Genomic DNA, 18,344 nt, shown 5'->3' with positions numbered 1-18,344 from the left:
CTATTCAAGAAAATCTTTAAGTCGCTTGCTGCGGCTCGGATGACGCAATTTACGAAGTGCTTTCGCTTCAATTTGGCGAATCCGTTCGCGTGTGACACCGAATACCTTGCCTACCTCTTCCAAGGTGCGAGTACGGCCGTCATCGAGACCAAAGCGCAAACGAAGCACATTTTCTTCACGTTCTGTCAATGTGTCAAGGACATCCTCCAACTGCTCCTTCAACAGCTCATATGCTGCCGCATCAGCAGGTGCCAATGCTTCTTGATCCTCAATGAAGTCTCCCAAGTGAGAATCGTCTTCTTCACCAATTGGTGTCTCAAGCGATACCGGTTCCTGAGCAATCTTCATGATCTCGCGTACTTTCTCAACACTAAGTTCCATCTCTGCTGCAATTTCTTCTGGAGTTGGTTCGCGTCCAAGTTCTTGAAGCAATTGACGGGATACACGGACAAGCTTATTGATCGTTTCTACCATATGAACAGGGATACGGATTGTACGCGCTTGGTCGGCAATCGCTCTTGTAATCGCTTGGCGAATCCACCATGTTGCATACGTACTGAACTTGTATCCTTTGCTGTAGTCGAATTTCTCAACAGCCTTAATCAGTCCCATATTTCCTTCTTGAATCAAATCGAGGAACAGCATTCCGCGTCCAACATAACGCTTCGCAATGCTGACTACGAGGCGCAAGTTCGCTTCCGTCAAGCGTTTCTTCGCTTCTTCGTCCTCCTGCTCAATTCGCTTCGCAAGTTCGATCTCTTCTTCTGCTGACAAGAGTGGAACACGGCCGATCTCTTTTAAGTACATCCGAACCGGGTCATTAATCTTAATTCCCGGTGGCAGCGATAAGTCATCATCGAAATGGAAATCTTCGTTATCCCCATTCTCCCGATCACCATTATTGCGATTGCCCATTCCATCTTCCGTTTCATTTACCACTTCAATGCCCAAATCAGACAGCTGTTCATAAAACTCATCCATCTGCTCAGGGTCTTGATCGAACGTCGATAATTTTTCAGTAATATCTTTATAGCTGAGCGAGCCGCGCTTTTTACCGAGCTCAATCAATTGATCCTTCACATGTTCCAACGCTGCTTCGGCATCTAGTCCAGTATGTTGATCATTCGCCATTTTCCGACTCCCTCCTCCCTAGAAACTTCTGCTTCCTACCGCTTCAGTTGTTGCTCTAGGGCTATAATATCTTGTGCAATTTGCGCGGCACGCAAGATGTCTCCAGAACGCTCCGCCTGCACCATTTCTTCCTTTTTACGCTCAATTTCACGATGTCTAGGCACTTTCAAGATCTGACCGATGTAATCATCTAATAAGGCGGTGTCATTTCGCAATGGAACTTCAGCCATCGATATGGATGCAGCCGTTTTCTCTAATCGGTCATCTTGCAATGTCGCCAAATAACAACTGAAATCAGGCTCTTTGCCTTGCGCGTAATAAGCATATAGATAAGCGGCAAGTGCCGCATGATCATCTACATTGAATTGCTCACCAAGATTCCGCTCCACATAGTTGGACACTTCGATATCTTGGAACATTAGTGCCAGCAGACTGCGTTCTGCATAGACGTATGCTGGACGCAACACGGGCGGGGAGATAACTTGTTTATCATTCCTAACATTATTCCACCAATTGTCTTGATTATCCCCGTTTTGGTTGTTTTTTTGCAGTTTTTGACGGATATTCGCGCATTCTTGCTTCAAAGAAGCAATCGCTGAATCCCCTGATAATTCAAGCAGTGAAGCGAGCTCCTTCAAATGCATTTCCCGTTCGACAGGAGATTCAACCTTCGCCACAACACGCAACGCCGCATCTTTGAAGCGCCGTTTGCCATCATCTTCTAGCAGTATATGATTTCGGCGTAAAGATATAAGCTTGAATTTGGTTGGCGTAACAGCTGACGCGATGATCGCGTGCCTGAACCGCTCAGCTCCATGTGCCTTAATAAATTCATCAGGATCCATCCGATCAGGAAGCATGGCGACAGCAACATGCAGGCCGCTTCCCTCTAATAGGTCAATCGATTTCATGGCGGCTGCTTGTCCAGCATCATCGCCGTCATAACATAACGTAACACTGTCTCCGAGCTGCTTCAGCAACTGGACATGCTCAGAGGTTAACGCAGTTCCCATTGTTGCAACGCCATTCATCACTTGGGCTTCCCAAGCTTGAATAACGTCTGCAAAACCTTCAAAAAGAACAATTTCTCCGCTGCGCTTAATGTGTGGTCTTGCTTGATGCACATTGTACAGCAGCTTCGATTTGTTGAATAGCATGGTCTCGGGTGAGTTCAAGTATTTGGGCTGACTTCCGTCCAGTACCCTTCCTGCAAATCCAACAATGCGTCCCCGGCGATCCCATATCGGGAACATGACCCGGTTACGGAAACGATCGACATGCCCTTCACCATTCGTTCTAGCCGATACGATACCGCCCTTCTCTACCAGAGCTAGGTCGAACTGCCGTTTCGTTAGAAACTTCACGATCATATCCCAATTCGGCGGTGCGTATCCAATCTGAAACTGTTCGATGAGCTTGTCATTAATGCCGCGTTCACGCAAATAGCGAAGCGCTTCCTGCCCTTCCGTTGTATTCATTAATATGTAATGATACATCTTCGCAGTCAGTTCATGTGCTTCAATCAGCCGATCCTTCGCTTCATTCCGCGGATTGCGTTCAGCATACGAGTCGCCGCTTCCCCATGTTATAGGAATGCCTGCCAACTCAGCCAGATGGGTAATCGCTTCAGGATAGGAATATCCTTCAAGACCCATCACAAATTGAATGGCTGTGCCGCTCTTCCCGCAACCGTAGCAATGGAAAATTTGCTTCTCCGGCGTGACCGTGAACGATGGTGTCTTCTCTGAATGAAAAGGGCACAGCCCCTTCAAATATTTACCGTTCTTCGATAAGTGGACGTATTGTCCAACAATATCGACGATATCGTTGCGCTTCAATACTTCATCGCGAACTTCGTCAGGAATAAGTCCATATCCGTTCATCGTCATTCACCTTCATCTGAACACGTATTACTAATTCGCTATGGGCGCATTTTCTCCTGCTCACGAAGCAAAAGTTTTGTCAGTTTATGTTGGAAAATTTCGCGATCCTCTTCACTCATCGCTCGCGGACCTTTCGTTCGTAAACCTGCTCTTCTCGCTTTGCTTGAGATATGCCGCCTTGTCAGGTACTCATCTACATTATCGCCGGTTAGCTCGCTGCCTCTAGGCGTAAGTACGGATGCACCTCTTGGCAAACAGAGCGCGGCCAACCCGTAGTCGCCTGTAACCACTACGTCCCCTGACCGCGCTGTGTTGGCAATATAAATATCCGCCGCTTGAAACGCTTGATCCACAAAAACAGTATGAATATCAAGATTCATGAGCTGCCAGTCTGGAGCAAATGCAGCATAAGAAGCTACAAAAATAACCCCTGCACCCATCTCAATGGCTGCGGCAACGATTTCGTTTTTTACAGGACAAGCATCGGCGTCTACTACGATTCGAAGTTTAGAAGACATGTTCTCACCATTTTCGTAAAGCGTCGGAACTTTCATTAATCGTTTCACCGTTTATATTATATACGCTGTATCGTTTAAAATTCCTGCTTCGAAATCCGGATTTCCTCTACATTAACTCAGATTTTGTCGAATCGATGAAAATAAGGATGGAACATGTCGAAGAGAATCCGAAGAATCCCTTCTTCATGTTCCATCCATTTACTGCTCCTTACTGGCCATAGACGATAAATCTCATTGTTGCTTATTACGCCCAGACAAGCTTGGAGAAATCTGCGAAGCGCTGAATGTCATTTGCAATATTCGCAAGCAAAGCCAAGCGGTTCACCCGCACCGCTTGATCCTCAGCCATAACCATCACTTGTTCGAAGAACGAATGGACTTCATCCTTCAGCTGGGACAATACGCTCAGTGCCTCTGATGGATTGCTATAAGCTGCTTCATAAGCTTCATGCACACGCAGCCAGCTCTCATGAAGATTGCGTTCTGCATCCTGCTCGAACAGCTCAGAACGTATCTCCTTGCTGTCTGCTTTAGCAGCCAGATTACCTACACGGTTGAACGATTCAACCGTCAGCTTAAACTCATCTGCCTGTACAGCATGCATAAGTGCTTCTCCACGAGCTACTGTGAGCTTCACATCGTCATAGCCAGCAGCCATTACCGCATCAACAACATCGTATCGAACGGAATCAGACAACACATTCTTCACCCGCAAGCCGAAGAATTCATACAATTCTTTACGAACTTCCTCACGTTCACGTTTCAACAATCCTGCTTGTTCATATACATCAAGCGTAATGTTGAAGATCGTATGCAAAGTAAGTGGAAGATTGCGTTCCAGTAGAATTTGCACAATACCTGTCGCCTGTCTCCGCAAGCCATATGGATCCTGCGACCCTGTCGGGATTATGCCGATCCCGAAGCAGCCAGTCAACGTATCCATCTTATCAGCCATACTGATAATCGAACCGACAAGCGAAGCTGGTGCTGGATCTCCAGCGAATCTAGGCTTGTAATGCTCGTTGATTGCACGGGCTACCGCCTCTGGTTCCCCAGCCTTGCGAGCGTAATCCTCACCCATAACCCCCTGCAATTCAGGGAATTCATAGACCATTTGCGTAACAAGGTCGAACTTGCAAATATCCGCAGCACGGCTTACCCACAGCGCTGTCTCACGATCCGTCTGAACCGCTAGTGCCAATGCATCTGCAATTGCATGAATGCGGCGCACCTTATCCCCGATCGAGCCTAGCTCCTCGTGGAACACGATTGAATCTAGCTTGTGTACGCAATCGATAATTTTCAGCTTCTGATCCTCTGCATAGAAGAACTTCGCGTCAGACAGGCGTGCACGCAGCACCTTCTCGTTCCCTTTTGCAACGATATCCAATCCCTTGGAGTCACCGTTGCGCACGGTTACGAAGTAAGGAAGGAGCTGTCCCTCTGCATTCAATACAGGGAAGTAACGCTGATGCTCACGCATCGAAGTAATCAACACTTCTTGAGGAATGTTCAAGAATGCTTCATCGAATCCACCAAACAATACGGTAGGGGTTTCAACCAAGAACAGTACCTCTTCCAGCAAATCTTCCTTAATCGCAATATGCCAATCCTTGCTCTTCGCAAGCTCTTGAATTTGGTTCTTAATATTTGCTTCGCGTTCTGCCACATCAACGATGACGGACTGTTCACGAAGGCGCTCCACGTATTGAAGCGGCGCATCAATAACCGCCTCATCACCAAGGAAACGATGTCCACGAGTTGTGCGGCCCGCTTTTACGCCTGCAATTTCAAGTGGGATAACATCCTCGCCATGCAGAGCAACGATCCAGCGAATCGGACGAACGAAGCGCATATCCTTCGCACCCCAACGCATGTTTTTCGGGAAAGTCATTGCATGAATAATAGAAGTCAATCCCTCAACAAGAACATCCGCCGTATTCGTCCCAAGGCTGCTCTTATTCGCGTAGATATACTCGACTCCGTTCAACTCTTTGAAGAAGAATTCCGACGGATCTACGCCTTGACTGCGTGCAAATCCAAGGGCTGCCTTCGACCACTCACCGCTCGCATCGTGAGCAATCTTCTTGGCTGGCCCCTTCACTTCCTCATGAACGTCTGTCTGCTTATCTGCAACGTCCTGAATGAGCACTGCGAGACGTCTTGGTGTTGCATACGCAGATACCATTCCGTAGGCAATGCGCGACTCTGTCATCCAGCGCTCCGTACGCTCCTTCAATTGGTCCATCGCACTGCGAATGAAACGCGCAGGCACTTCCTCTAAGCCAAGCTCGAGCAATAAATGTCTAGGCATCTTGTTCCTCTCCTTTCTTCAAGAGTGGGAAGCCAAGCTTCTCACGTTCTTCATAGTAAGTCGCAGCCACATGGCGCGCAAGATTGCGCACGCGTGTAATGTACCCTGTGCGCTCCGTTACGCTAATCGCGCCGCGTGCGTCAAGCAGGTTGAATGTATGGGAGCATTTCAGCACATAATCATATGCTGGGAATACCAAATGAGCATCCATCGCACGATTTGCTTCTTTCTCATACATATTGAACAGCGTAAACAACATCTCCGTATCGCTTACTTCGAATGTATATTTCGAATGCTCGAATTCAGGCTGGTGGAATACGTCGCCATAAGCTACGCCTTCTACCCACTCCAAGTCGAACACATTTTCTTTGTCTTGAATATAGGACGCAAGGCGCTCCAAGCCGTACGTAATCTCTACAGCCACTGGATGTGCATCGATACCGCCCACCTGTTGGAAATAAGTAAACTGCGTAATTTCCATACCATCAAGCCATACTTCCCAACCTAGGCCCCATGCACCCAAGGTTGGCGATTCCCAGTTATCCTCTACAAAACGAATATCGTGGATTGTCGGATCGATCCCCAGGCGGTTCAAACTCTCCAGATACAATTCTTGAATATTGTCTGGAGATGGCTTCAAAATAACTTGGAACTGGTGATGCTGATACAATCGGTTCGGGTTCTCCCCGTAACGGCCGTCAGCTGGACGACGAGATGGCTCTACATAAGCTACATTCCATGGTTCTGGCCCGATGGAACGAAGGAAGGTCATCGGGTTCATCGTCCCTGCACCCTTCTCTACATCATACGGCTGTACGATGATGCAATTCTGCTCAGCCCAAAATTGCTGCAGCGTCAAGATCATTTGTTGAAAATTCACAGTCAGGACTCCTTTGCCTCATATTGACGGCATTGACGTATGGGAGAATGCAAAAAACTCCCGCCTCTACGCCTGATGCCAGACGTAGGGACGAGAGTTATATTCCCGCGGTTCCACCCTACTTGATCGAAATAAAGTCCGATCCACTTTCACATGAGCCTTGCTCCAAAGTGCCATTTCATTCGTTCGTTCGTTCAGGCTTCCACTGCCCCTGAATCGCTGCATTCAAACGCTGGCGAACTACTTTCTTCTTCAACACAAGGTATACCTCAATTTATTGATTTATTATAGCGAAATGGATATTACTCGTCAAGCTGCGCCAGATCATATTTCTCCATCTGCTCAAGGAACTGCAATGATTTCAGACGTACCCCAACATGCGTATCCATGTAACCACGCATGCAAGCCCGAAGCTGCAGCTTAGTTGCAGGCTTCAATGTAATATTGCCCAGACGATGCAAGTCTGTCATCTCGAATTTTTGAAGCAATGCAAGCATTTGCAGATTGGCGACGTAATTCGCATGTTCCCTCGGCTTGCAGCTTGCACACAGCGCACCACCTAACCGCCAACTAAAAGCAGCAAGCCTCTCCTCTGTACCGCAAGCGACGCATGCATGCAGTTGAGGAGCTACGCCAGTTCGCTGCCACAATTTCATCTCGAAGAGATGGGTTGTCACCTGTACATCCTTGCCTTGGGCAATAGCTTGCAAGTAGGCATGGAATTGATCAAACATTGGCCCCCCAGCTTCTTCATCATGCAGTGCCTTATCCACTAATTCAGCCGCATAGGACGCATAGGCTGCCAGATGGAGCTGCTCACGAAGCTGATGATTCGCCTCTACTATCTCACAAGAATTAAGAGTACCAATATGCCCCATTCCACGAAAGAACACGTACTCCCCATAAGTGAACAACTGAGTCGCCGCAGCATGTCGGCTGCGAACCTTTTTCGCGCCGCGAACAAGAACACCGACTTTGCCGTGAGATTTCGTACAAAGTGTGATGATCTTATTGCCTTCCCCATAGTCCATGCTGCGGATGACAATTCCTTCAACCCGATATAACACTCTCGTCCTCCCATGATTGACGCTGCATAATCATTATTAATCTGTCGATTGCTCCACGATTGGCGCAATCTCTGTTGGGTGCTCCTCAAGCTCTTCAGTCATTCCTGCCTGCTTATATAGCAAGTAAGCGTCGACATCCCCCGTCTTCGCAAATACATTCCATGAAAAATCACGCATTGCTACAATCCCCTTTCGTTAAGAGAACCTTAATCAATGACATGCTCCTATGATGCCCGCAAGCAACAATAGTGGCAGTTATAGTTGCTGTACCTGAAGCGGACGTTCGATGCAATATCTTCGGATACAGACCAGTAAGACTATGCGTCATCATTTAGGTTGTGCTGCTTAGAAGGGAATATCCATTGCAAAAATTGGAGTGTATGGTTTAGACCAGCCTGTTCCTCGCTAGATTTACTCGTGTCTAAAACCAAGATCGCGCAAGACTCGATCCTGATTTCGCCAATCTTTTTTGACTTTCACCCATAGCTCCATGAATGTCTTGGAACCGAGCAAGTTTTCGATATCCTGTCTCGCCAACTTTCCAATTTCTTTCAACAAGGCACCCTGCTTGCCGATAACAATTCCTTTTTGTGAATCCCGTTCCACGAAAATAACTGCCGAGATATATACAACGCCATTCTCCTGCACACGCATATCCTCGATCGTTACCGCAATGGAATGAGGAATTTCTTCTCGCGTCAGGTGCAATATCTTCTCGCGAATTAATTCTGCAACGACGAATTGCTCCGGATGATCCGTAATTTGATCATCTGGATAGTACTGCGGTCCTTCTGGCAAATAGCCTCCGAGCACATCCAGCAGTCGGTTGACATTGCTTCCATTTATCGCCGAGATCGGCACAATCGCTGCGAAGTCGTGCAGCTCATTGTACTCTGTAATCATCGGCGGTAGAGCCTCTGGATGAACCTGATCGATTTTGTTCATGACGAGTATGACAGGAGTACGGACTTTTTTCAATTGTTCAATCACATATTTATCTCCGCCGCCAAGCCCAGCAGATACATCGACAAGGAAGAGAACAGCCTCTACCTCATTCAAGGTGTTCAGTGCCACATTGTTCATATAATCGCCGAGCTTCGACTTTCTCTTGTGGATACCGGGAGTGTCCAAAAATACAATTTGCGAGTGATCCGTTGTGTACACGCCATGAATTTTGTTGCGTGTCGTTTGCGGCTTATCTGACATAATGGCGATTTTCTGGCCGATCACATGGTTCATCAGTGTAGATTTGCCGACATTTGGGCGACCTACAATCGCGACGAAGCCCGATTTATACGTATTACGATTCATTTGATCTTGATTATGAAACATGAATTCCCCTCCAAAACTTCTCTGTATGTGCATACACGGCGCTCTGCCGTTCAATAACGACAATAGCGCCGTGTATGAATGTCTTCATCCGTGCATAACGCGCAGAATCGTACCAAGCAGCTTCATTCCCGGTTCGAAAAAGATAGCAACGCCAACTATAACGGCGAATACCGCCGTCACGAGCACGGCTCCTGCGGCGGTATCTTTGGCTACCTTCGCCAATGGATGCGGCTTCGGCATCACGAGATCGACGACAGATTCTACTGCGGTATTCATTAATTCAGCTGAGATTACGATGGTAATGGCAAGTCCTAGCCACAGCCAGTCCGAAGTCGATATTTGCAGTACAGCCCCTAATAGAAGTGCCAACACACTCATTGCTGCATGTACCCTCATATTGCGCTGCGTTCGTATTGCATAGGCTATTCCTGCGAAGGCAACACGAAAGGTATCGCTCCACGGACGCTTCATTAGCGGCGCAAACCTACCTTCTCTAGCACTGCTTCCTGCTTGTCCATCATAATTTGTTCACTTGGCTCATCCTGATGATCATATCCGAGCAAGTGCAGGAAGCCGTGAACAAACAAGAATCCAATTTCACGCTCCAACGAGTGACCATATTCATCCGCCTGCTCCTTGGCACGTTCTGTTGAGATGATGATATCGCCAAGCAGATCATTCATCTCATCCAATTCTTGCTCATCCTCAATTTCGTATAGAATGTCCAATTCCTCTTCAACAGATTCGTTCAAGGCAAAGGACAATACATCTGTCGGACGATCAATTCCTCGATATTCACGATTTAACTCATGAATTTGCTCATTATCAACGAACGTTAACGCGACCTCTCCCTCTTGAATGCCCTCCATCGCCGCAGCTTCCTGTAGGATACGCTCCAGCAGCTCAATTAGGGAAGGATCTATCGGGTAAATGTCTTGATCGTCATTCCATTCCAGCTTCATACTCGACATGTTCGTTGCTCCTTACTTGCAGTTTTAAGATGTACGTTCAACCGAATCAATCGTAGGCTACGACTTCGGAGCTTCCGCTGCAGCACCCGCGTCCTTATTCTTCAACTTCGAGTCATCCGGATACTCAATACGGGAGTGGAAGATTCCCATTACAGTCTCCTTCAGTGACTGAGCAACAATATCCAGCTCGCGCAGTGTCAGATCACATTCGTTGAACTGATTGTCGTCCATCCGATCCTTCACAATTTTATGAATCATCGATTCAATTTGCTCGACCGTCGGATGACGAAGTGAACGCACTGCAGCTTCCACACAATCCGCTATCCCTACAATAGCCGCTTCCTTCGATTGAGCTTTAGGCCCAGGATAACGGAAATCATCCTCAGTAAAGTCAGGCTCAATACCCTGTTCTTCCGCCTGCTTCTTCGCTTTGAAGTAGAAATACTTCAAGAAGGTTGTACCATGATGCTGCTCAGCAATATCTCGTATCGGCTTCGGCAGCTTGTAATCCTTCAGCATCTCAGCGCCGTCCCTGGCATGAGCAACGATAATGGACGTACTCAGCTTCGGATCGATTTGATCATGCGGGTTGTCCATATTCGTCTGATTCTCAATAAAGTAACTTGGACGCTTCGTTTTGCCGATATCATGATAGTAGGCACCTACTCGACACAGCAGTCCATTCGCACCAATCGATTCCGCAGCCTGCTCAGACAGGTTCCCTACCATCACGCTATGGTGATAGGTCCCCGGTGTTTCTGTCAGAAGTTTGCGCAGTAATGGATGGTTCGGATTGGACAATTCAACCAGCTTGAGTGCAGACAGAATGCCAAATGTAACTTCAAAAAACGGCATCAGTCCGAGTACAAGCACAGATGTGAGCAGTCCGCTGGCAAAGGCAAATGCAGCCGACAGCATCGTATGACTCTGATTCATTGGCTCTCCATATAGCATGGACAGCGTCAGAGCTGTTACACTGCCGAAGATACATACCATAATGCCTGCCTTCAAGATCGTGGAGCGTTGGCTTGCACGATGAATGGCGAATATCGCTGCGTAACTGGTCACGAGCGCAAAAAATCCAAAATGGAAATCAAACAACGTGCCTTGGTTGGTGTTCAAGATCATCCCCGCAAGGATACTCAGAACGACTGCACATATATACGCTAGCGGCAGATCGATGAGCAGGGTAATCAGCATAACCCCCATCGCAGTTGGCGCGACATACCCAATATAAGGGATTTCCTTCGTCTGCGCGTAGCCGATTATATGAATCGCAATAATATTGATTATGAAAATCAACACAAGCATCAGCAACTGCACGTTGTTGAACTTGAAATGAGTATGGCTTGACTGACGCATAAACATAAACAAGACGAGTGAGAACATCACCGACAGAAGCAACAAGCCAAATTGCGGCCAGTAGTTAACTTCTGATTTCAAAAGATCGTTCTCTTTCAGCAAATCATAAGTCTCTTGAGAGATAACCTGCCCTTTTTTAATAAAGATATCGCCCTGCTTAATGAAGATTGGCTGCGTATTCTCCCGCGCCTGAACCTTTGCATCCTTCGTTGCGTCATCATTGTAGAACTTGTTTGGCGTAATGCAGAGGCGAACGAGCTCCTGCACCACCTCGCGAGCAGAGCGTTTATCCAGCGAGCTTGCATTGACGTATTCCGGCACCTTAGCTCGCGGCACAGAGGCATCTGGAACCGCGTCAGCCATCAGCTTAGACACTAGTTCCCGAGCAACAGGCTTCATTTGTGCGACGTCTTCTTTAGTCAAGCGTGCAATTTTCAGATACGTTTCTTCAGGGATATCGTACTTCTGCTCGTCAATGCGTTTCTTTACTTCGTCAAGCAGTGCACTCGAATATGTATCCTTATTGCGGCTTGTCGTCAGAAATTCCCTAAGATACTTATTGACCTCATCAGGGATGACGGTGCGATATAAGCTGATCTTCTGTGCGTACGATATGAGCTCATCGTCATTTAACTGGTCGATACGCTCGAACAAAGAATCGATTAAGCGCTCATTTTTGAGCGAGATAATCTCATAAATGGGCTGCACGCGCTCGGCAGCCTGCTCTTGGGCTTTAAGCGTTGCCTTCTTATCTGGGATTTGAATCGGTGCGATAATATCCTTCTCACTCTTCGCATTGACTTCAATATCCAGCTTCTCCGGCAGAATGCTCGGCGCCAAACTGAAATAAAATAATAATGTTAATAAGAAAAACAGAAGAAAACGTACACCTACGCTATACTTCCACCCCGTCATATTGACTTGACGTTTGCTATTTCCGTTGCCGGAACGATTTGTCTGTAGCATAGAGAACAGTCCTCTCTATCCTTGGTTTTCGCTTTCCTTCTGGTAAGCTGTAATAATTTTCTGCACTAAGGAATGACGAACGACATCCTGCTCGGCAAAATGCACGAATCCGATCTCCTCAATCCCGTTCAAGATTCGCCCTGCTTCCACGAGACCAGATCTCTTACCGCGAGGCAAATCAATTTGGGTAATATCCCCGGTAATGACCATCTTCGATCCGAAGCCAAGTCGTGTCAGGAACATCTTCATTTGCTCAGGCGTCGTGTTCTGTGCCTCATCCAATATGATGAACGCATCATCCAGCGTCCGTCCCCGCATATAGGCGAGAGGCGCAATCTCAATCAATCCACGCTCAAGAGCCTTAGCTACCTGTTCCGTGCCCATCACGTCATACAGCGCATCATAGAGAGGGCGCAAATACGGATCTACCTTCTCTTGCAAATCTCCAGGCAAGAAACCAAGGTTCTCTCCGGCTTCTACTGCAGGCCGAGTCAAAACGATTCGCTTGACGGCTCCTTCCTTCAACGCAACGACGGCAAGTACAACGGCAAGATACGTTTTCCCTGTACCTGCAGGCCCTACACCGAATACGATGTCTCTCTTCTTAATCGTTGATACATAATGCCGCTGACCTATTGTCTTAACGCGGATCGGTTTGCCGCGGTATGTATGTGCGATTTCGCCCCTGAATAAATCAAGCAGCTCGTCAACCTTCCATTCCTGCGCTAAATCGACTGCATACATGATATCCCGTTCAGACAGGATAATATTGTTGCGAATCAGCTCGAGCAGAACGAGGAATAACTGCTCCAATTTTTCAGTTTCTTCCGCTTCCCCCGTAATGACAACCTCCGCCTCGCGCGATGTCACTAGTGCATCTGTACGGCTTTGAATCAAGCGCAGATGCTTATCTTGCGGCCCGAACAGGGCTAGTCCTTCAGCAGCATTTTGTAGTGAAATTTTAACAGTCTGTTGTTGCGACAAAAACCTCAGTCTCCTTGTATTCAGTGTCCTTGTTCATGTGGTTCTGATTCCGGTTGTGATTTCTGTTCAAACTGGCGAACAAGCGGAAGTTCTTCCGCTATTGATTGCTCCACTTCAAAAAGCACCTTCATGACCACTTTACCATTGTCCGTCTTCTGATGCAAAATTTTTTCCGAATGAATGCGGGCATTAGGTCCGTTCTTGCCGAGCACATCCGCCCTAGCTTGCTTCAGTCCTGCCTCTGCAGCTTGCGTCTCCGTTCGTTCCTCAGATGCGAACTGAACTTCCTTAATTTTCTCATTTGTCCAGCCAATAGGCAGCGACAACTGCCTCCATTTCAGCGTGTTGTCCTCCTGCAGCTGCTCATAATGAGCATAAGGAATATCTCCGAATCCAGAGACCATAAGCCTCCGGTTGCCTGTCACGATATATTTTCTCTCTTTCTCTTCCCCTGTGTATACTTTATGCTTCATGACGAGCGGCGAGGAAATCTCATATTGGTGCCAGACGAGCCCTCTTGCTTCTCCCTTGGCCGCCACATCCTTCGGTTCAGTTTCAGTTCCAACGGCCCCGGAAATAAGTACAGCGCCTTTTTTGACGCGGGCATTGCGGGCAACGACAGCTCGTCCATTTTCCGCGATAATATCAGTTACGATTGCATCCTCTGAAGCAACAATATGTCTTGGATTAACCAATTTCAATGAATCGGGCTTCGTTGCTTCAATCACTTGAATTGATACCCTGGTCCCTTCCCAATTGACTCCCACCCATGATGCCTCTTTCAGCTTCGTGTGCATCGCCTTCGCAATTAGATCAGGGTCACGCAGACGGAATGTCCACTGAAAAGGATATATCCCCTGCTCTTTCGCAGCCGCAAGCACCTGCTCTGTTGGTATGCGATCATTGCCCTTCACATCAATGGACCATACCAGCGAGGAGAGCATGTACAATCCAAGCATAAACATAGCAAAGCCAATCAAGAAGAACTTGCGGCGGATAACTCGTCTCAACGCAAAAGGCCATCCTATCCGCTGCTCCACATGAACCCGACAGCCTGTCTGCTTCAAAATGGGCCTCAGGTTAAAATAATCAGACAGCAGTACATAGCACTGGAAGTCTTGAAACGAAGTCCGCTGCACATCCCACACTTGGATTTGTTTGGAGACGACAGCATTAATAAAAGACTCCGCATTCCCTCCTCGAATGCGAACCCGAACATAGCCGCGAGCATTGGCCAACGTAGGTGCCTTCACTTCATTTCCCCCGTTCCATTGTATGTGATATTGCGTATGATTCCTTCAATACGTATCTCTTCCGTCCATATCGCCCGAATAACAAGCTCTGATCCGGATATCTCTAGTTCTCCATTGGTTAGCGCCAAACGAACCAGCTCGTTCGAAAAATGCACAATCCCGCGGTGGTTCTCAACGATAAGATGCCGATTTCCAATCATGGCTAACCGGGGCGTATCCGATAATGTATCCTGCGGCAGATCCAGCCAATTCGCTGTCCAGTTGCTTAATTTGCGGCCAAAGCGACTCATTTTGCGACGGGCCCCCTTCCTATTCGTTACAATTTATGCGCAGAATGACGCGATTATAACGATTGCAGCGACCCTTCACGCGAGATCCTCGAGGAATATTCCATGTTAATGATTGTCTGTGGAACTGCAGAAATAAAAAAAAGCCCCACTATGCAGGCTTAGCACGTATTGTACTAAGCCTGTATGTGGAACTTCTCTCTTCGCCTACAGCTGTTCCTGAACGGAACAGCAAGGACTTGTATTAATACTTATAGATTCAGCGGCGATGCTGATAGGGACGCTTGGCACGCGGTGGGCCGAGTACCTCCGCCCAAATGACTCCCTGCATCACTTCATCAGGTGTAACTGCACGGCTTGAAGAACCCTGCCCCTGTTCGGGTGAAGCAGCTGATGAAGTATGGCGCTTAGAGAATCTGGAAGCTGATCCGGACGAGATCGAGCTCGCCATTCGGTCGATTGCAGCCAGACGCTGCTCTAGCTCCGTAAGACGCGCCTCATCCGAGTCAATGAAATCATACGAGTTACCCGGACTTGAAGCCATCCCTGCTGGCGCTGGACGTTCAGCGCTGGTCGTAAACACAGGCTGACGTTCTGGCTTGCGTTCTACCTCCTCATATTCCTCCTCGCCTGCATCCTCATACCTCTTGTCATCGCTGCTTTTTGCAGCCCCTCCACTAAAATCAGGCATCCGGTTGGTTTTGTCCTTTTTCTTCGAGCCGCCCAGTGAAGAAAAAAGAGCTCCCAAAATAATAATCGCTATTAACGGATTGCTTGTGACGAAATGAATAATCTTCTCAATGATCACCATGGCTCATCGCCTAGCTTTCTGATTTGTTGTCGTGATTATTGTTGGGATTGTTGTCGGATACCTTGCCGATTGTACCGCGCATTTGCGTATCAGCTTCAATGTTTTTCAAATTCATATAATCCATAACACCCAATTTGCCGCCGCGAAGCGCTTCAGCCATAGCAAGGGGCACTTGAGATTCCGACTCAACAACAAGTGCACGCATTTCAACGACGCGTGCCTTCATCTCTTGCTCATGTGCGACTGCCATTGCACGGCGTTCTTCTGCTTTTGCTTGCGCAATGCGCTTATCCGCCTCAGCTTGCTCAGTTTGCAAATGTGCACCGATGTTCTTACCTACATCGACGTCTGCAATATCAATAGACAAGATTTCAAAGGCCGTTCCTGCATCCAAACCTTTGCCGAGTACAGTACGGGAGATAAGATCTGGATTCTCCAGAACGTCTTTATGGGATGCGCTGGAACCTACAGTTGTAACGATACCTTCGCCAACACGCGCGATAATCGTCTCTTCCCCAGCACCACCGACTAGGCGCTCGATGTTCGCACGTACGGTAACGCGCGCACGAACCTTTACTTCAATACCGTCCTTCGCCATAGCGGCAACGATAGGCGTTTCAATAACACGCGGGTTAACACTCATTTGCACCGCCTGCAATACATCGCGTCCTGCAAGATCGATTGCTGCTGCGCGTTCGAATTCAAGATGAATATTCGCACGTTGTGCAGCGATTAACGCATTAACAACACGGTCAACATTACCGCCAGCCAAGTAGTGACTCTCCAGTTGGTTAATATTCAGTCCAAGACCAGCCTTAGTAGCCTTAATCATTGGGTTGACGATACGGCTTGGCGTTACACGGCGCAGACGCATAGCGACGAGTGAGATAATCCCGATCTTCACCCCGGATGCAATAGCCGAGATCCAGAGCATTACTGGGAAGAAGCTAAAGAATACACTTAGTGCAATAACAATAACAACCCCTATTAATAGCGCAGTTACCGTAGATGGATCCATATTCAATCATCCTCCAATATTTTGTTATATGTGTGAAGCAAGGGTTAGAACCTATAGTCAAAAATACATAAAGGGGTCAATCTTTGGTCAACGATCGTACGACAATTCGTACGCCCTCCACCTCAACAACCTCAATCTCTTCGTCACGGCTTATAAAACCGCCATCTGTGACGACATCATATTTGATATCTCCAATCAAAGCCGTTCCCGATGGACGCAATGTTGTTAATGCACGCCCTGTCTTCCCGAGCAGCTCTGTATGATTTATATTCGACACGTAACCTTCATCTGTCGTCAAGGAATCACGGAGAATGAACTTATTCCAAATGCCGCGGTGCTTGAACACACGAACGACAATGATAACCACAACCAGAGCAGCTGCAAAGGCAATGCCAAGCGACATCAGCGCATCTGCAGTATCATTAGCAGCTCGCACGACACCCGTAATCAAGCTTAACGATCCTAGTATACCCAATATGCCGAAGCTTGGGATAAACAACTCCAGTGCTAGCAGTATTAGCCCGATGATAAATAGTACGATGGTCTCCACCCCCGCTAGTCCTGCAATGTAGTGACCGAAGAAATACAAACAAAATCCAGCAATCCCCAGTATTCCTGGGACACCGAAGCCTGGTACGAACAGTTCAATTGCAACACCTGCGATTCCTAGGAACAGGAGCAATGTCGCAATCCCTGGATGAACAACAAAGGCTGCAATTTGTTCTGAGGTAGAAGGCTCAATCTGAACAAGATTTGCTTGATCCAGCTTCAACTGTTTCAACAGATCTGCCGTATTGGAAGCTACATATTCCGCATAGCCAGCTTTGCGCGCATCCTCCGAGCTCAATGACAACACCTCACCCGATGGTATTGTCCGTCCCAGCTCCTTAATTTCGTAAGCGCCTTGCAAATCAGCCATTGCTTGTGCAACGAGCGGATCTCTGCCATTTTTTTGTGCAACGGCTTTCATTTTGCTAACCCACATGGCGACCAGCTTCGGATCATTCACGTAATTATGAGCTCCATCAACCAAGGCTGCCGATCCGATTGCACTGCCTGGAGTCATTGCGATCTCATTGGCGCTAAGTGCAAGATAACTGCCTGCCGATGCTGCATTGCCCTCTACAAACATAATCGTACGCACAGGACTGGAGATAATTCTCTGGCTGATATTTCCCGCAGATTCCAATTGTCCACCCGGTGTGTCCATCTCGATAATAATTGCTTCAGGACTTAGCTGTTCTGCCTCATCAAGTGCACGGAACAGGAAGGATTCCATAACTGGATTCACCGTTCCCTTCAGTGGAAGGACAATCACATTGTGTGCCGAACTGCCTTCCGCTTTCACTTGAGCGCTTACAAATGGGATGCAGGAGAACAGGAGCATGATCGCTGTCAAAACTAAGGTGGCTAATCCTAGTGGTTTCCCTCGAAAATACCGCATGGTGAATGACTACCCCCTTTCTTATTCTGTTGTAGACAAATGCGATACGTGCTATTCAAAAAGCTTGCTGACAATTGTGGCATGACTCACATTGTGAAAACAGCCCTTTTGAACACATATAAT

At 47.6% G+C, this 18,344-nt stretch carries 17 protein-coding genes; all 17 read right to left on the bottom strand.

Annotated elements, in window-relative coordinates; all coding sequences use genetic code 11:
- The 17 genes from rpoD to ABN764_RS17765 all read right to left on the bottom strand — a co-directional run bounded on the left by rpoD (window position 1) and on the right by ABN764_RS17765 (window position 18,221).
- On the bottom strand, window positions 1-1,131 hold the full coding sequence (gene rpoD / locus ABN764_RS17845) for an RNA polymerase sigma factor RpoD (RefSeq protein WP_021256791.1): 1,131 nt from the start codon (window positions 1,129-1,131) through the stop codon (window positions 1-3).
- Between the two features lie 35 nt (window positions 1,132-1,166).
- Complete coding sequence (gene dnaG, locus ABN764_RS17840) at window positions 1,167-3,014, bottom strand: DNA primase (RefSeq protein ID WP_446672670.1); 1,848 nt, start codon at window positions 3,012-3,014, stop codon at window positions 1,167-1,169.
- A 38-nt stretch (window positions 3,015-3,052) separates the two neighbouring features.
- Window positions 3,053-3,532, bottom strand: coding sequence for a YaiI/YqxD family protein (locus ABN764_RS17835; RefSeq protein ID WP_028531288.1), 480 nt, complete (start codon window positions 3,530-3,532; stop codon window positions 3,053-3,055).
- A 244-nt stretch (window positions 3,533-3,776) separates the two neighbouring features.
- On the bottom strand, window positions 3,777-5,846 hold the full coding sequence (gene glyS, locus ABN764_RS17830) for a glycine--tRNA ligase subunit beta (RefSeq protein WP_446672669.1): 2,070 nt from the start codon (window positions 5,844-5,846) through the stop codon (window positions 3,777-3,779).
- Complete coding sequence (glyQ, locus tag ABN764_RS17825; protein WP_021258134.1) at window positions 5,839-6,726, bottom strand: glycine--tRNA ligase subunit alpha; 888 nt, start codon at window positions 6,724-6,726, stop codon at window positions 5,839-5,841. The genes glyS and glyQ overlap by 8 nt, the downstream gene beginning before the upstream one ends.
- Window positions 6,727-7,028: 302 nt before the next feature.
- Window positions 7,029-7,793, bottom strand: coding sequence for a DNA repair protein RecO (gene recO / locus ABN764_RS17820; RefSeq protein WP_021256796.1), 765 nt, complete (start codon window positions 7,791-7,793; stop codon window positions 7,029-7,031).
- A 36-nt stretch (window positions 7,794-7,829) separates the two neighbouring features.
- On the bottom strand, window positions 7,830-7,970 hold the full coding sequence (locus tag ABN764_RS17815; RefSeq protein ID WP_072728894.1) for a YqzL family protein: 141 nt from the start codon (window positions 7,968-7,970) through the stop codon (window positions 7,830-7,832).
- 234 nt (window positions 7,971-8,204) lie between these two features.
- Complete coding sequence (gene era, locus ABN764_RS17810) at window positions 8,205-9,125, bottom strand: GTPase Era (RefSeq protein ID WP_370510413.1); 921 nt, start codon at window positions 9,123-9,125, stop codon at window positions 8,205-8,207.
- Between the two features lie 84 nt (window positions 9,126-9,209).
- Window positions 9,210-9,596, bottom strand: a complete 387-nt coding sequence (locus ABN764_RS17805) for a diacylglycerol kinase family protein (RefSeq protein ID WP_044355817.1) — start codon at window positions 9,594-9,596, stop codon at window positions 9,210-9,212.
- The gene (gene ybeY, locus ABN764_RS17800) at window positions 9,596-10,096 is read right to left on the bottom strand and encodes an rRNA maturation RNase YbeY (RefSeq protein ID WP_021256799.1); all 501 of its coding nucleotides are present in this window, start codon (window positions 10,094-10,096) and stop codon (window positions 9,596-9,598) included. The genes ABN764_RS17805 and ybeY overlap by 1 nt, the downstream gene beginning before the upstream one ends.
- A 57-nt stretch (window positions 10,097-10,153) precedes the next feature.
- Window positions 10,154-12,424: an HD family phosphohydrolase gene (locus ABN764_RS17795; protein WP_446672668.1), complete on the bottom strand. Its 2,271-nt coding sequence runs from the start codon at window positions 12,422-12,424 to the stop codon at window positions 10,154-10,156.
- 15 nt (window positions 12,425-12,439) lie between these two features.
- Complete coding sequence (locus ABN764_RS17790) at window positions 12,440-13,408, bottom strand: PhoH family protein (protein WP_021256801.1); 969 nt, start codon at window positions 13,406-13,408, stop codon at window positions 12,440-12,442.
- A 20-nt stretch (window positions 13,409-13,428) separates the two neighbouring features.
- Window positions 13,429-14,661 (bottom strand): sporulation protein YqfD, encoded by a 1,233-nt coding sequence (yqfD, locus tag ABN764_RS17785; protein WP_446672667.1) that lies wholly within the window; start codon window positions 14,659-14,661, stop codon window positions 13,429-13,431.
- Window positions 14,658-14,951, bottom strand: a complete 294-nt coding sequence (gene yqfC, locus ABN764_RS17780; RefSeq protein WP_021256803.1) for a sporulation protein YqfC — start codon at window positions 14,949-14,951, stop codon at window positions 14,658-14,660. The genes yqfD and yqfC overlap by 4 nt, the downstream gene beginning before the upstream one ends.
- Before the next feature lie 256 nt (window positions 14,952-15,207).
- On the bottom strand, window positions 15,208-15,759 hold the full coding sequence (locus ABN764_RS17775; protein ID WP_174809304.1) for a YqfB family membrane protein: 552 nt from the start codon (window positions 15,757-15,759) through the stop codon (window positions 15,208-15,210).
- Between the two features lie 10 nt (window positions 15,760-15,769).
- Window positions 15,770-16,777: a flotillin-like protein FloA gene (floA, locus tag ABN764_RS17770; RefSeq protein ID WP_028531291.1), complete on the bottom strand. Its 1,008-nt coding sequence runs from the start codon at window positions 16,775-16,777 to the stop codon at window positions 15,770-15,772.
- 76 nt (window positions 16,778-16,853) lie between these two features.
- Window positions 16,854-18,221: an NfeD family protein gene (locus ABN764_RS17765; RefSeq protein ID WP_268624525.1), complete on the bottom strand. Its 1,368-nt coding sequence runs from the start codon at window positions 18,219-18,221 to the stop codon at window positions 16,854-16,856.
- Between the last annotated feature and the right edge of the window lie 123 nt (window positions 18,222-18,344).

This window comes from Paenibacillus wuxiensis, from assembly GCF_040195695.1.
Taxonomy (GTDB): domain Bacteria; phylum Bacillota; class Bacilli; order Paenibacillales; family Paenibacillaceae; genus Paenibacillus_B; species Paenibacillus_B suaedae.
This window is presented reverse-complemented; position numbering and strand designations above follow the sequence as displayed.

Bases quoted from the DNA above. Each gene is read 5' to 3' on its own strand.
- rpoD (WP_021256791.1), bottom strand. From the start codon at position 1,131: ATGGCGAATGATCAACATACTGGACTAGATGCCGAAGCAGCGTTGGAA.
- dnaG (WP_446672670.1), bottom strand. From the start codon at position 3,014: ATGAACGGATATGGACTTATTCCTGACGAAGTTCGCGATGAAGTATTG.
- ABN764_RS17835 (WP_028531288.1), bottom strand. From the start codon at position 3,532: ATGTCTTCTAAACTTCGAATCGTAGTAGACGCCGATGCTTGTCCTGTA.
- glyS (WP_446672669.1), bottom strand. From the start codon at position 5,846: ATGCCTAGACATTTATTGCTCGAGCTTGGCTTAGAGGAAGTGCCTGCG.
- ABN764_RS17815 (WP_072728894.1), bottom strand. From the start codon at position 7,970: ATGCGTGATTTTTCATGGAATGTATTTGCGAAGACGGGGGATGTCGAC.
- era (WP_370510413.1), bottom strand. From the start codon at position 9,125: ATGTTTCATAATCAAGATCAAATGAATCGTAATACGTATAAATCGGGC.
- ABN764_RS17805 (WP_044355817.1), bottom strand. From the start codon at position 9,596: ATGAAGCGTCCGTGGAGCGATACCTTTCGTGTTGCCTTCGCAGGAATA.
- ybeY (WP_021256799.1), bottom strand. From the start codon at position 10,096: ATGTCGAGTATGAAGCTGGAATGGAATGACGATCAAGACATTTACCCG.
- ABN764_RS17795 (WP_446672668.1), bottom strand. From the start codon at position 12,424: ATGCTACAGACAAATCGTTCCGGCAACGGAAATAGCAAACGTCAAGTC.
- yqfC (WP_021256803.1), bottom strand. From the start codon at position 14,951: ATGAGTCGCTTTGGCCGCAAATTAAGCAACTGGACAGCGAATTGGCTG.
- ABN764_RS17775 (WP_174809304.1), bottom strand. From the start codon at position 15,759: ATGGTGATCATTGAGAAGATTATTCATTTCGTCACAAGCAATCCGTTA.
- floA (WP_028531291.1), bottom strand. From the start codon at position 16,777: ATGGATCCATCTACGGTAACTGCGCTATTAATAGGGGTTGTTATTGTT.
- ABN764_RS17765 (WP_268624525.1), bottom strand. From the start codon at position 18,221: ATGCGGTATTTTCGAGGGAAACCACTAGGATTAGCCACCTTAGTTTTG.